11 protein-coding genes are annotated in these 14,725 nt (G+C 31.6%); 4 read left to right on the top strand and 7 right to left on the bottom strand.

Annotated elements, in window-relative coordinates; all coding sequences use genetic code 11:
* The first annotated feature begins 90 nt into the window (after positions 1 to 90).
* Both ACE193_RS02240 and ACE193_RS02235 read left to right on the top strand, forming a co-directional pair.
* Entirely contained in the window at positions 91 to 1,239 is a 1,149-nt protein-coding gene (locus ACE193_RS02240; RefSeq protein WP_375561394.1) for a DnaJ domain-containing protein, read from the top strand.
* A gap of 23 nt (positions 1,240 to 1,262) precedes the next feature.
* Positions 1,263 to 1,670, top strand: a complete 408-nt coding sequence (locus tag ACE193_RS02235; RefSeq protein ID WP_375561393.1) for a protease inhibitor I42 family protein — start codon at positions 1,263 to 1,265, stop codon at positions 1,668 to 1,670.
* A 174-nt stretch (positions 1,671 to 1,844) separates the two neighbouring features.
* Here the strand turns inward: ACE193_RS02235 and ACE193_RS02230 are convergent, their stop codons facing one another.
* The 3 genes from ACE193_RS02230 to ACE193_RS02220 form a co-directional block, all read right to left on the bottom strand.
* Positions 1,845 to 6,401 carry a tail fiber domain-containing protein gene (locus ACE193_RS02230; protein WP_375561392.1) on the bottom strand — a complete coding sequence of 1,519 codons (4,557 nt, stop codon included), beginning with the start codon at positions 6,399 to 6,401 and terminating at the stop codon, positions 1,845 to 1,847.
* 224 nt (positions 6,402 to 6,625) lie between these two features.
* Entirely contained in the window at positions 6,626 to 6,928 is a 303-nt protein-coding gene (locus ACE193_RS02225) for a hypothetical protein (protein ID WP_375561391.1), read from the bottom strand.
* A 119-nt stretch (positions 6,929 to 7,047) separates the two neighbouring features.
* Positions 7,048 to 7,746 carry an RNA polymerase sigma factor gene (locus ACE193_RS02220; protein WP_375561390.1) on the bottom strand — a complete coding sequence of 233 codons (699 nt, stop codon included), beginning with the start codon at positions 7,744 to 7,746 and terminating at the stop codon, positions 7,048 to 7,050.
* 335 nt (positions 7,747 to 8,081) lie between these two features.
* Here ACE193_RS02220 and ACE193_RS02215 point away from each other — a divergent pair, with 335 nt between their 5' ends.
* Positions 8,082 to 8,540, top strand: coding sequence for a nucleoside deaminase (locus tag ACE193_RS02215; protein WP_375561389.1), 459 nt, complete (start codon positions 8,082 to 8,084; stop codon positions 8,538 to 8,540).
* Positions 8,541 to 8,830: 290 nt separating this feature from the next.
* Here ACE193_RS02215 and ACE193_RS02210 read toward each other — a convergent pair whose 3' ends face one another.
* A complete protein-coding gene (locus ACE193_RS02210; RefSeq protein ID WP_375561388.1) occupies positions 8,831 to 9,718 on the bottom strand; it encodes an alpha/beta hydrolase family protein in 888 nt (295 codons plus the stop codon).
* Positions 9,719 to 10,075: 357 nt separating this feature from the next.
* Between ACE193_RS02210 and ACE193_RS02205 the strand changes: the two genes are divergently transcribed.
* Positions 10,076 to 10,528: a DinB family protein gene (locus tag ACE193_RS02205; RefSeq protein ID WP_375561387.1), complete on the top strand. Its 453-nt coding sequence runs from the start codon at positions 10,076 to 10,078 to the stop codon at positions 10,526 to 10,528.
* 439 nt (positions 10,529 to 10,967) lie between these two features.
* Here the strand turns inward: ACE193_RS02205 and ACE193_RS02200 are convergent, their stop codons facing one another.
* The 3 genes from ACE193_RS02200 to ACE193_RS02190 all read right to left on the bottom strand — a co-directional run bounded on the left by ACE193_RS02200 (position 10,968) and on the right by ACE193_RS02190 (position 14,451).
* A complete protein-coding gene (locus tag ACE193_RS02200; RefSeq protein ID WP_375561386.1) occupies positions 10,968 to 11,153 on the bottom strand; it encodes a hypothetical protein in 186 nt (61 codons plus the stop codon).
* A gap of 280 nt (positions 11,154 to 11,433) precedes the next feature.
* A complete protein-coding gene (locus ACE193_RS02195) occupies positions 11,434 to 13,410 on the bottom strand; it encodes a flotillin domain-containing protein (RefSeq protein ID WP_375561385.1) in 1,977 nt (658 codons plus the stop codon).
* Between the two features lie 357 nt (positions 13,411 to 13,767).
* Entirely contained in the window at positions 13,768 to 14,451 is a 684-nt protein-coding gene (locus ACE193_RS02190) for a hypothetical protein (protein ID WP_375561384.1), read from the bottom strand.
* Positions 14,452 to 14,725 lie beyond the last annotated feature (274 nt).

The raw sequence follows: 14,725 nt of genomic DNA, 5'->3' as shown, positions 1-14,725 counted from the left end.
GTTCTACTTGTAAACTATAAAAACTGAAAAGAGTTTGTATATTTTGCTAGAAAACCAGCACAAATAAAATCAAAAATAGATTAAGAACACATGAGTAATTACTACGATTTATTAGGAATCTCTAAAACAGCAACAATACAGGAAATAAAATCGGCTTACAAAAAACAGGCGTTAAAGTTTCACCCAGACCGAAATGCAGGAAATCCAGAAGAAGCTCAATTAGCAGAAGAACGATTCAAACTAATAAATGAAGCCTACCAAGTTCTTTCTGACCCTTTCAAAAAATCAAGTTATGATAATCAATTAGAGTACGATGAGGTAACAAGACAACGCTATTACAAACAATATACATCAAGTGGAAATTATTCTGATTATCAAAGTAATAATTCAAATCAAAATACAGGTTATACCTATCAAAGAAGAGAAACCAAAAAAGAAAAACAGCCTACTTTTGTATTTGGCAAAACAGAAATGTACATTGTTTTGGGTTTTGCTCTGATGTCTGTTTTTGCCTATTTTTTGATGAATATAATGACAAATTATTCGTACACTACTTATATGGAAGAAGCAAAAGTAGCCATAGAATTAGGCAATTTTTCTGCTGCTAAAAAAGCATTAGAAGAAGCTCAAACACAAAAAGAAAAGGATGCAGAAATAAATTATTTGCTTGGAGTAGTAGAAGTTAAGTTTAAAAAAGATTATCCTGATGCGATCGAATTTTTTGATAAAGCAATTTATCAAGCAGATAAAGATGATAATGAGGCACGAGCGAAATATGCTAAAATAAAAGCAGATACGTATCTTTTAATGAATGAATATTATAAAGCTACAGAAGAATATATAAATGTAATTGGGGCATTTGGTTACGACCAAGAAGTAATTATGAATATTGCTGATTTGTATTTAGATAAATTGAAAGACTACAATAAAGCAAGTTTGTATTTTGATAAAATTATAGAAAAAGAACCACAATTAGTAGAACCTTATATTGGAAAAGCTGTTGCCAAACATAAGTCAAAGGATTATGAAGCAATGGGAGAATTATTAGATAAAGCTATCAAAATTAATCCAAAAAACCCATATTTGTGGTATTACAAAGGTTTTTATTTTTGGGAAAAACCAACTTCAGACGAAGAAGTAAAAACAAAAGACAAAAAAAATGCTTGTGAGAGTTGGAAAATTGCGTTTAGTTATGGAAATGAAGATGCTCAAAAGCCTTTAAATGAATATTGTAAATAGCTTTTTATTAAAAGATACTCCAAATGAAATTAAATAAACTTCTCGTTTTATTGATTTTTGTTTTTCAAAGCTGTGCAAATGCTGTTTTTGATACTTCTATCAATATAGATGAATTAAAAAATCAAAACTCTCAAGCCAATTCTCAAGCTAATTATAAAGTAAAGTTAGGAGAAAAAATCACTTTCAAAACCAATGTTCATGGTTCTGTGGGAATGACAGCAGAATATGAAATTTTGGATGATACAATTCTAAAATTAGAGAATAGCAAAATTATTTATGACAACCCCAATTTTAAAGGTTCAGGGGGAGATGGTGGAATGAAAAAATTTGCTTTCAAAGCTCTCTCCAAAGGAAAAACAAAAGTAACCATAAAGAAAATCTATAGAAGGGAACTTCAAAAAGAAATCGTTTTGGAGATTGAGGTAATTTGAATTAATTACGAACTGAAAGGATTATCAAAAGAATCTTAAAGACAACACCTCAAGGACAGTTGATGCCCAATAAAAAAAAACAAGTCAATAGTAAAATATTGACTTGTTTTTTCGAAAACTAAATTTTTTAGTACACTTTTCTCACGCTAAAGCGTAAGCTACATTTCACTACATTTATTCTTCTTCTTTCAAAGAAGCTGTTTGTGTAGTTTCTGTTTTATTTGATAAAGATTCTACCAAAGCAGTAAGTTGTTTTTCTAATGCTTCTACCTTTTGAGCTAAAGCAGAATTAGTATTTTCATTTTCTTGAAGAGTTGCAACAATTTCTTTCAAACCTGCAATCTGTTTTTTGAGTTCTTCAAGTTCTGTTTTTTGAGTGTTTATTTCCTCTTTTTGATTATCTATGATAGTTTGTTGTTCTTTAGTTGCTTCTATCAAGACAGGAACAAGACCTATGTAGTTTACAGATTTGTACCCTTCACTATTTGTATGGACAAGATTAGGGAAAACTTCTTCTATTTCTTGTGCAATAACACCGAATTGTAGTTTCTCTCCTCTCTTCTCTTTATCTTTCCAATAATAATTCGTGCCACGAAGAGAAATAATATTTGAAAGAGAATTGTTTAGTGTATTTATTTGTTCTTTATATCGAATATCACTAGAATAGTTAAAAGATCCTATTCCTTCTATATTTCCATTTACTGTCAATACTCCATTAATTGTAGTATTTCCATTCTTCAAAATTACAAGAGCATTAGAACGATTACTAGCATCTGCACCATTACCTACTACAAAGAGTCTATCGGTAGCTACAAATGCAGTTGGGTTTCCTCCTGTTAAAGGATTTGTTAAATTGCCACTATATACACCGATTACGGTTTCTCCATAGCTTAAGGCATTATTTGTAAATCCTGCTGCAACAGAAAAAGTACCATTCGCATTATTACCTTCTCCACCTAATACAGTAGCAGTATTTCCATTTACATTATTACTAAGCCCTCCTAATATACTTCCATTAAAATTATTTATTCTATTACTACGTCCTCCTACTATTGTTGAATAAGAAGAAGTTGCAGTTTGAGCTATTTTATTATCAAATCCTCCACTAATTACAGCAGCATTAGCATCAGAGCTAAGAGAACCTATTTTATTAAAATGTCCTCCAGAAATAGTTGAATACGCAGCAGCATTTTCAATAATATTTGCACGTGCAGGACTTTCTCCACCTCCAGAAATAGTAGCTCCATTCGCTGCTGGATCAATGCTATTATTTGGATTCCCTAAAATGACATTATCACTTTGTCCTAATGTCATTATTTTATTTCCTCCTATTGTGAATATCATATCAGCTTGTAAAGGACTAACAGATGTAATCATCTTTATTTCTCCTACATTTTGAAAAGTACTACCATTATGTCCTTCAAAAACAATTTCTCCGACAATATCATTGATTGCTAATGTATTAGGTGTACCCTCTGTTCCTCTTGCACTTTGAAACAAGAAAGAACTACCTTTAAAAGTAGGATTATTATCATATGAAGTAAGCATAAGATTAGATGGAGTACCTAAATTCTCTCTTTTAATATGCAAGTCTGCTTGAGGAGGGGTTACAGAAAAATCTCCTATTCCTACTGTTCCTCCTGATGTACTATAATATAAAGCACTAGCATTTGTTTGCCAAGGAGAAGTTATATTTGTTCCACTCCAAATTAAATTACCCGAATCATCAGAGTAAAGCTTATTAGATAGATTAGAATTTAAGTTTGCTGGCAAAGTAGAAGGTTGATTTGGAATATCTAACCAACCATTGAGTTGTAATTGAGAATCATTAGAACCACTTCCTACAACGACATCTCCTCCAAAATTTTGGATTCTTACAAAACCTCTTGTATTAGGTCCAGAAGCAACCCCTCCATTGATACTTATACTTCCAGCAGTAAGTGATGAATTTCCTGCTGTAAGGTTTATATCTCCACCTTGAGAAATTCCTTCTCCTGCCAATATATTTACAGGTCCCCCTTGTCCCCCTGAACCGATAGAAGATTGACTAGTAAGGCTTATTTGTCCACCACTTGAAGCAGTTGTAGTTCCTAAATCTACAGTAAAATTAAATAAGTCAGTTGCTGGTTGATTATCAAGTGAAAATAAATTTGAAGGTTGTAGTGTATTTGAAATGGTAAAATCGGTATCAACAATCTCTACTTCATTACCGTTAATGTTCATCCTTTCATTTCCATTAACAAAAAATCGCATTTCGTTTTCAAAAGTAGCTGCGTCTGCGAGTAATACATCTATTCTACCTGATTCTGCAAAACTTCCACTCCTATGGGCTTCAAAAAGAATTTTTCCTACTTCTTGATTATTATCAGTTAGATCATCTTCTGTATCAGTACCACTTCTAGTAGCCGTTCTTAAACTAAGAGAAGAAGATTCGTTAAGACTACCTGTTCCAATCAGTGTAACAACTCTAATATCAGCTTCATTTCCTAACTTTCGTATATGAAGGTTAGCATCTGGCTCAAAAGTAGTAGAGAAAGCTCCAATTCCTACTTTAGCAGGAATTCCAGGTCTGTAAAAAATAGAATTTGGTGTGCTTGTCCAAAGATTTGCACCTTGTGAAAGGTTCTGATCTCCCCAAAATAAATCTCCTGTATTGTCAGCATATAAAAAGTTGGGAAAGTTCGGTAATATATTTGTTGGAGGAGGATCTAAACTAGGCAAATGTAACCAACCATTTATGCGTAGTTCAGAATCAGATCCACTTCCTATTTCTACATTTCCTCCATCATCTTGTAAATATACCTTTCCTTTACTTCCTATTCCTCCACCTCCATTTAGATAAACATGCCCTCCTCTAAAACCATCTGCATTGCCTCCTTCTAAAAAAAGATTTGCTGCGTCAAAAAAACTAGAACCGTCTATTATATTTTGTGCTTTTATATTTATTTCTCCTCCTGAAAGTACTCCTGAAAGTGAAACATCACTTAGCCCCAAATCTACATTCCAATCAAATACATCTGTATTGCTATTTCGAATAGAGAATAATTCATTTGGGCTATCATCTTGAATAATAAAGGCTGCATCATCGTCAGCAAGAGTAATTATTGCCTCTTCTGTTACTTCCATGTCAAGAGTAGTTGCACTTATTTCTATATTACTAGTAGCATCAAGACTTATATCTCCATTTGATTCTAAGCCAATAAAATCAGTATTTGTCAATTCAAATTCAAAACCATTACCATCAATAGCTGTATCCTCTGTGAGTGTTCCTCCCAATCCTATATTTCCAGAAAGTAATGTGTCCACTCCATTTTCAAATGTATAAATAGGAGTTTGAGTAGCTATATAATCTGTAATTGCAGCACTTGTCATAAGTTGTCCATCAGTAGGGGAAAAAGCAGCTATCTCAGTTTGAGTAATTACTTCATCTATAGAATTTCCGTCTAATTCTATTTCTCCTCCTGTATTGACTAAAATATTATTTGCATCAATATTATCTGCTGTAACGTTACCAGTTACTACTACATCTCCACCTATTGTTGCATCATTTGCTAAAATTAAATCTTGACTCAAAGAAGCTGTAGAGGCTATCTGCACGACACTACTAGTAGATTCTATAACTACATCTCCATCAGCAACTACATTAAAATCAGATGAGGTATTAATATTAACATCAGAACCATCATCTGTAATCGAACCATCTACTAATTGACTTCCATTCCAACGAGGAACAGCATCTGTATTTGAAATATTAATAGTTGGATCATTTTCAGTTATGGCAGTATTTATATCTTGCCAATCTACTGTACTTCCACTAGAAACTAAAATTTGATTTGTTCCTGCTACTTGAATATCTGCTGCTAGTATTGTTCCGTTTGCAATTTTATCATTTGTTACAGCATCATCAGCTATTTTTATAGTACTAATTCCTCCATCACTTACAGATATAGTTTCATTGCTAGAGCCATCATAAAGACCATTAGAAATAGTGATTGAACCATCTGAATTAGATAAATCTTGCAAAGAACCTCCTGTAATAGCATCGACGTATGCTTTATTTGCTGCATCTTGTGGGTCTGTTGGGGTTGCTAAATTAATTATTTTGGTGTTTCCTGCATCATTTCCTGTATTCAGAATTTGTTGGAGGGTAGGAGTAGGAGACGTAACAGCAGTTCTATCAATCCAAACTACCAAACCATTTGCGTCAGTAGCTAATATTTTATTTTGTCCTCCACTTGCTATATCAATAGTCTGAATTGTTCCATTAACAATTTGTATAGAGTTAATAGAATTATCAGCAACCGAACCAGCAGCATGGGCATAAGGAACAGCTCGCAAAACAGTAATAGGTGTGAGTGCATTTCCATTAACACTTACTCGCAAACCTAAAGACGGATTTTGAGAGAAAAAATTAGGTGTAAATGGCGTTTGAGCACCCAAAACAACAGAGTAAAGCCCGTCTTGTACATTTATGGTTTGAGTTTCTGTCCAAGCAATTATATTTGTGGTAGGATTAACTAATTCGAAAATCATTGTTGTAGAACCTGAAAACGGAACTCCATTTTCCACTAACTTTCCTTGATAAGTAATCTGTTGAGGCAATGTTTGAGCTTGGATAGTAGAAATAATTGTTATTACTATCAATAAAGTAAGAGCTATTATTCTAAACTGTTTTTTATGAAATGTTGTACAGAAAGAAAATAAACGGTTAGAAAAGTAAGTCTGATTCATAGTAGTTGAGATAATGTTGATAAAGTGTTGATTATAATCAATAGTACAATAGTATGCTAATTTAATGATTTTTTACTAAAAGTAATTATTTTCCTTTAAAAAAAAACAACGTATAAACGAAAAGACTGTTTTGTTGTCTTGTATATACTATCCTTTTACGAAAAAAACCTTTGCCTACCCACTAAGCAAAGGTTTTAGTTTAAAATTTAAAAAAAATTGAAGTTCTATTTTTTAGAATAATTCAATATTTTATCTAGCACTTGACTTGATGGTTTTTGTCTTGTCTGACAGTCATCCATTTGTTTTTTTAGATTTACAATTTCATAAAAAAACTGATTTAGCTTTTCATTTGATTGAAGTAAAAATTCTATTTTTGAATTTTCTATTGAAGAAGTTTCTTGATACACATAACGAACTACCATATTTTGGAGATACTGAAAATCAGTTTCTTGATTATCCGATGTGGTTTTATTGGTCTTGATAGAATTTGAGGTAGAACTAATTTTTGATAGGATTGAATTTTTCATACACTTTTTAGCTTATATAGATAGAATAACCTGTATTTTTGAGTTGTTCTTTGTAAGTATGAGTAAGCTCGTATTCAATCCTTCCAATCACTTATTATAGATGGTAATTAGCAAATTGATTAATTTTGTTTATTAATTTCTTCGCTTGCATCCATAAGCTTTCTAAGATTGATAAGAGCATAACGCATTCTTCCTAGTGCAGTATTTATACTTACGTGTGTGGCATCTGCAATTTCTTGAAAACTCATATTAAAATACTGACGCATAATCAATACTTCTCGTTGAGCATCAGGCAACTGGCGCACATGTTTTTTTAGGTTTTCACAAATCTCTTGCTCAATATGAGCTTCTTCAGAGGATTTTTGAGTGAACTCTATGGTATTAAAAACTGTACTACCGTCTTCTACAGTAATAGTAGGATAACGTTTTTGCTTTCTAAAGTAATCTATGGCTAAGTTGTGAGCAATACGAGAAAGCCAAGGCAAAAATTTACCTTCTTCATTATATTTGCCCAAACGAATTGTATCTACTACTTTTATGAAGGCTTCTTGCATCAAATCTTCAGCAATATAAGTATCCTTTACAATCGTAATCAAAATAGTAAAAATTCTATTTTTATGACGATTCAATAAAACTGCAAAAGCAGCATCATCGCCTGATTTGTAAAGAGTAATGAGCTGACTATCATTAGCCTCTAATAGGTCTTCTAAAGGAAGAGAATTCTTTTTTCTCTTACCTTTTGTATTTTTGTTTGTAGTAGAATTAGTCTTAAAAATTTTAGACTTTTTTTCTTTGCTTAAATTACTTTTAGTTTGCATCTTCTTAACGTGGCTTAATAGTGGGTATTGCTTTTAAAAGAAGTACGAAGTGTACTGTGTCTGTAATAATTGATTGATATATACAAATATAACAACGTTTTATTAAAAATGAAAGTTACAGATGATTTTTTTTTAGAATAGTTTGAAATTCGCTTATCATTAATAATGCCAGATAATATAAATAGCAACTTTGTGTCGGTAAACGAATCGTTATTTTCGACGAATCAATCAAAATCAACGATTAATTTTAATAAAAAACAGATATGATAATGATGTATTTATGTTAAAATAAAATTTTTTTATACAAAAAATCACATACGTAATTTAAAATAATAATGAGTAGTTTTTTAACTCCATTTTCTCATACTTTCTTTATGCAAGAAGCTTTAAAGGAAGCACAAAAAAGTTTTGAAGCTGGAGAGATTCCAGTAGGTGCTATCGTTGTACACAATCAAAAAATCATTGCTAGAGCACATAATATGACCGAAAAACTGCAAGATATAACTGCTCATGCCGAACTTATTGCTCTTACTTCGGCTACTAATACACTAAATTTTAAGTATCTGACGGGTTGTAAGCTATATGTAACACTTGAGCCGTGTGTAATGTGTGCTGGTGCATTGGCTTGGTCACAGATTTCAGAGATTTATTATGGAGCAAATGACTTACAACGAGGTTTTTCTGTTCTTACACATTCAAATTTGTTTCCAAAAAAAATAAAAATAGAAAATGAAATCTTGGCGCAAGAATGTGAAGAGTTATTAAAAAAATTCTTTAAAAAACTGCGTAGCTAATGATTTATTTTGAGAAACGCTCTTTTAGAAGTAATTCCATTGGTTTGAGATAAAAATCAAAAAATAGAAAATCATGATTTTTTTTATTTTTTTTCAGTTTTCTTTTTTGAGTAGAAAAATCAAAAATTAAAGACTAAAAAAAAGTCAATTTAAAAACTGTATTCTACAATTTTTAAATTGACTAAAAATTTAACAATTTTTTATTTAACAAGATTTAACTTTTTAAGGTTGCTATTTTGACTTGAAAATCTAGAAACGTATTTTGTCTTTTAGGTATTATTCTTCAATAACTACTTAAAACGAGCTACCAAATTGGTCATTTCTAAAAAAGGAGTAGGCAAATCATCATTATTGCTTATCAAGTTTGGATGTTTGGTATTATAAGTATGGTCTGCATCTTCTATCAAAACTAATTTTGCATTCTGATTTTGACTTGTCGTCGAATTACTCCACTCAAAAATATCTTGTGCATCTTGTGGAGTTACAGAAGTGTCTTTTGTTCCATGAATAATAAGCTGTGGTGTATTTGCTTGATTAAGTTTCTGTGTAGCTTCCTTGACAGAGTAATTTGAAGGATTTTTTTTGAAATCTTTATAGAAAGATTCATATAAAGGCATTTTTTGATTGGTTCGTCCATTTTGAATAATCACTACATCTTTTCGTTGCCATTCTCTTTGATTTTCTTCATTAAAATAACGAGTTTCCAAATCACTTACTGCCGAAAGTGTAACTACTTTTTTAATTCTTTTATCTTTTGATGCATAAATAATACCTGTACTTCCTCCTCTACTATGCCCTACTAAACAAATATCTTCTATATTTCTTCTTGGTAAATCTGATTTTGTATTGTAAATGAAATTAATGAGAGTGGCTGTATCAGATAATTCTTTTGTAATTGTATTTTCTCCAAAAGCATCTAAATCACCAAAATCAAGAGGGTTTTCGGAAGTGGTTCCGTTATGAGAAAAATTTAGTTTAAAAACTAAAAATCCTTTATCTGTCCAAATTTGCGCCATTTGATTAAATGCACCCCAATCTTTGAAGCCTTTAAAACCGTGTAAAAAAACAATAACAGGAGTTTTGAAACTTGTTGTCTTATTACTTGGGAGGTGATAGTCTATTAAAATGGGTTTGGTGGGAGATAATGTATTAGGTAATGTAAGTTCAATTTTTTTCATAGTTTGGGAGTTAGGGGATTAGAGTTTGGGAAATCAGAAGTTTTACTATCATACAGTTGCATAACAAATTGTCGCAATTTAGTTATATTTGTTGATATTGTATTTTCCACCTTTAATTTTTAGGGCAAACACACGAAATTTATTCTAGCAATTCTCTAAGATAATTTAAGTCATACAGCCTTTATCCTTCTCTTTTTCAAACTTGTATTCAACTCATCAATGCAATTTTCTCTCTTCTCTTTAAGAAAATACATTTTTTTATCAATCTGCTTTTGTGTACTTTCAGCTATCTCAACTTATCAAGAATAAACCTCAAAATTCTGTTCAGTTATTTATTACTTAATTTTAATCAACAAAATGCAACTTCTAAAAACCACTCGTACAAATTTTTTAAATCTATTGAATGAATTTTCATTAGCACAAATCAATCAAGTTCCACAAGGATTTTCTAATAATCTCATTTGGAATTTTGGACATCTTGTTGTTACACAGCAACTTTTATGTTACAAGCTTTCTGGAAATAAAATGTATATCAGTGAGGAATTAGTTAATAAATATAGAAAAGGAACAAAACCAGAAGTAGATGCAACCAAAGAAGAAGTAGAAGAACTCAAAAAACTAGCTTTTGATTTGATTGATAAATTTGAAAAAGATTATTCAGAAAACAAATCTATGTTTGATTCTTTTACAGCATACCCAACAAGCTATAATTATACATTAAAGAATATTGAAGATACAATACATTTCAATAATACACATGAAGGTGTACATTATGGATATGCCTTGGCTCTTAGGAAAGCTTTAGTTTAATTATGAAGTTGTTTGAGCATAGAATTCAGTTAGTATTTAGATTTTTCCATCTTGGATTCAACCCATAAACGCAATTTTATGGAAAAATAATACCAATATAAATATTGCATTTCCCTTTTGCTGGCGCAAGATTTTATCTTGTGTCTGTCTATTCTGTCAGCATATGCTGACAAAAAAGAGTGTCCAAGCAAAATACTTGAACAAGAAATATGTAAAGGGAAAAATAATTTTTATTTTGGTATAATGCTGTTTTTGTTGGTATGATTAGCATAGTAACACAAAAAAACTCCCAAAACTACAAACGTAATTTTGAGAGTAGAAGAAATGAGAGTTAATTTAATGAAAATCAGAGTTAAGTTTGTGGATTATAAATAATCTAAAAGACACTGTTTCATAAAGTGTGTAAGTTTAAAAATTATTTATAAATTCCGAGTTCACCTTATTTCGCATTTGCATTTTTTTGCATATAAATTTTATATTCTTTTTCTGCTAATTCAATCATTGTATCAAATAAAATAGCCTTTTTATCTAAAGTAGATAATTCTTCTTTTAAAGTTGTGTTTTGTTTTCTAAGATTACGAATTTCTTGTTCTTGCTCTAATAAGCGTTGTTCTGCCGTTTTCATGGAATGGTTTATTTTGTAATAAAAATTTTAACTTATTTGGTATAGGTAACTTGGAAATTATTTTGTAATACCTAACTATTAACGTGAACTTGGAATTATATTTTAAATTATAATTTATTTTTTTATATCTCAGTACTTACTTGTCTGTCTGATTTTATTCAGCTAAAGTCAAACCTTGTTAGAACAAACTGAAAAGTTTATCTAATTTGTTTTAAGTAACTGTAAATGTTGTTTTATAATTCCAAGTTCATGTTAATCAGTTTAATATTTAAACTAAAGGTTATAGGTATTCAACATCAGCAGCCGAATCATCATCTTTTTTAGCTTCTTCTTCTTTAGCTTTTTCAGCTTCATTGAAGTTTTCAATGAAATTAAGCAATTTTTCGCCTCCTGGAATGCTACTTACCATTTCCAAAACATCACCATATTCATTATCTGATTTGATGGTCTTGACAACTTCTTTGAGCATCGGAACTGCCATTCCAACTCCCATAACTGTTCCCATAATGTTTTGCATTGGTGAAGAACCTCCTCCAAATACGTTTCCATTTGCAGCATTACCATTTTGAGCTACTCCTGTCCCTGATTGTATTCCATTGATATTTAAAAATTTGATACTATCAATTTTCTCAGCAGGTGCCATAAGTTTCTCCATAATTGTAGGTAATAAAGGAATAAGTTCTTTGATTGCATCTGCAAGAATAAGATTTTTACCCACTTTATTTTGAGCTTCAATTTTGAGCATAAGTGCATGTGCTTCTGCTTCTCCAATTTGCTTAATTGTCTGTGATTGCAAATCAGCAGCTTTGCTTTCCAACTCAGCAGCCTCTAATTTTGCTTGTGCAACTGTTCTCAAACGATATGCCTCTGCATCTACATCTACATTGAAAGCAATCAATTCTTTCTTAGCTTCTTTGTCTGCTTCAATGACTTCAATTTGAGCTTGTTTATCAGCCGTTTTCAAGTCTAGGTCAGCAGCTTCTTGCTTCGATTGTGCATTCTTAATCAAGTTATAGGCTTTGATATCAGCTTCAACACGTTGGTTTGTAACCTGTGTTTGTGCTTGTTGTTCTGCTCTAATTACTTCGATTTCTTTATCACGATTTGCCACCTCAACAGCTTGAACAGTCTTTGCTTGCTCTTCTGCTCTGATTTTTTCGGCTTCTTGTTTTGCCGTTTCTTCTAGCATTTTGAGTTTTTCACGAAGCTGCTCTGCTACTTCACTTTCTCTACGAATACGAGCCAGTTCAATCTCTTTTTCTTTGGTTTCATCAGCTACACTAATCGTTTGCTCTTTCATTTTTTGAGCGACAGTCGATTCTTGTTCCCTTTGCTGATTTGCCAAACTGATTGCTAATTCTCTAGCAATACTCGCTTGTTGTTCGATAGACTCTTGCTCTTGTTTGGTTTTTTCAGCTAAAGCATTTTCTCTAGATTTCGTTTCAGCGATTTCACGTTTTTGTCTTTCACCTTTAAACTCCAAATCTTGCGTAATCTCTAACTGACGAGTTTCGGCAGCTTGATTTTGTTCTGCAATACGAACTTCCTTTTCACGTAAACGAAGGTTGGCAGCCTCTGCTTGTGATGCAGTACGTTGAGCAATTTCTTTAATACCCTGCGAATCCAGAACGTTTTGGTCATCGTGTTGAGAAAGAGGAAGTTGCTCCAAATATTGAATAGCTACATCGTCTAGCTTATATCCATTAAGAATTACGTCAGAATCCTCATCTTCTCCTAAAGCCTTCATGATTTCCTTTTTGAATTCTGTACGGTTTTGGTACAACGAATCAAAAGTTAGTTTCGAACCTGCTGTTTTCAGAGCATCCGAAAATTTTGCTTCAAAAAGTTCTCTAAGAATACTAATATCAGAAGCTCTCCCACAACCTACGGCACTTGCCACACGACGAATATCTTCGTCCATAGCATTGATTTTGATATAAAAATCAACTTCAACTTCGGCACGGATACCGTCTTTACAAGAAAGACTCTCGTGTTCACGTCTTCTTATTCTGACCGTTTTGACAGTCAAATCAATCGTTTCTATTTTGTGAAGAAGAGGAATAACGATTGCAGAACTAGTAGAAATAGAAGCCTGTTGAAGTCCAAAACCTGTTTTTACAAGGGCAGTACCAGGGCTTGCTTTCTTTAGAAATGCTCTAAGCAAAGCAACTAAAAAGACAAAGAAGAGGATAACACCCCCTGCAATAAATACAAAAGTAGGTACACCATTAACGGCTTGCAAAATAATTGCGTTCATGTTTTTTTTGATTAAGTTAAAACTAGATAAATAAGTTTGATTGCTTTTCATTGAATAGATTCCTTTACAAGAAAAGAATTTTTATTAATTTTTGCTAAATTTTATGTAGTATTGGCAAAAGAAAAGCAGTACGAAAACAAGTTTCGCAAAAACGAAGGCATATAAAGTTCACATGGGAGTGTAAAGTAAAAAGTTAGAATTAAGAATTCAGAAGTAATACAATGCAGAATAAGTAGGGAAACAGCTTGCCTTTTCCTATAAGAAAGTAAAGTCAGAAGTGAAAAATAAAATAAGAAGGAAAAATTAAAAGTATTTTGAATTACTTCTAACTTCATACATCTGACTTCCAAACTTTATTTAGTTTAGCATCACAAAGTATAAATTTTTTTCTTTATCAAAATCTACAATGACTACTTCTTGCCTCTTTACGAAGACAGAGCCTTTTTCAGCTACACGGATAGAAATATCAACGATATCTCCTCCATCTAATTTAAAGATAGCAGTTCCAAATTTGTCTGTAACTTCTGAAGAAGAAACAATAGCTACCTTTCCTACAAGACTATTTGCAGTTCTGACAATTCCGTAATCTCTAAAGAATGGTTTTATGGGTTTCAATAAAAAACCTGCAATAAAAACAGCTACAAAAAAAGAAATTCCAAAATTGACAAAAAACATAGTCCAAATTTGCCAAGAACCATTATTAGTAAGTTCTAATTGATTGATAGCAAACTGATTGAGCCAAATTCCAATAATTGCTTGTATAAAAAACAAGATTGTAAAGATTATTGAAATAGGAACTTGTCCGACACTCAAAAAGGTAAGAAAACTATCACCTAAACTAAAATTACTTCCACCATCGGCATCAAAATCAATGTCTATATCTACATCAATATCAAGGTGTGGATGAGGAAAAAATCCTTCTATTGCACTATGACTAAATAATCCGATTGCAGACATAAGCCAGATTCCGACAGAAATTGCACCCAATACTCCATAAACTAAGTTATAGGGAGCTTCTAAAAGTGTGATTAATTCGTTCATGGCTGTGTAATTTTTTTGTTGTGTTAAGTTATAAGTAGATGCAAATATGCAAAACTTATTTTAAAGTTAGTTTAACCTTTAAGCTAAAGTAGTTTTAGTTTTTAAAGTTTATTACTTAAAATGTTTGTGGTTATATTTACGTAAAAAAATAAAATAAGGTTTTGTTTTGCAATAACTATTCCAATTATAATTTTGCTAATATGCTCATTTATAGCATATTATTCTGCAAAATATTTTTAAGATTTGTTTTGATTTAGGGTTTGGTAGGAGTTTT

Origin of the sequence: Bernardetia aquimarina (genome assembly GCF_042180575.1) — a bacterium.
Lineage (GTDB): Bacteria > Bacteroidota > Bacteroidia > Cytophagales > Bernardetiaceae > Bernardetia.
The sequence above is the reverse complement of the archived record's forward strand: the minus strand, read 5'-3'. Positions and strand labels throughout refer to the sequence as shown.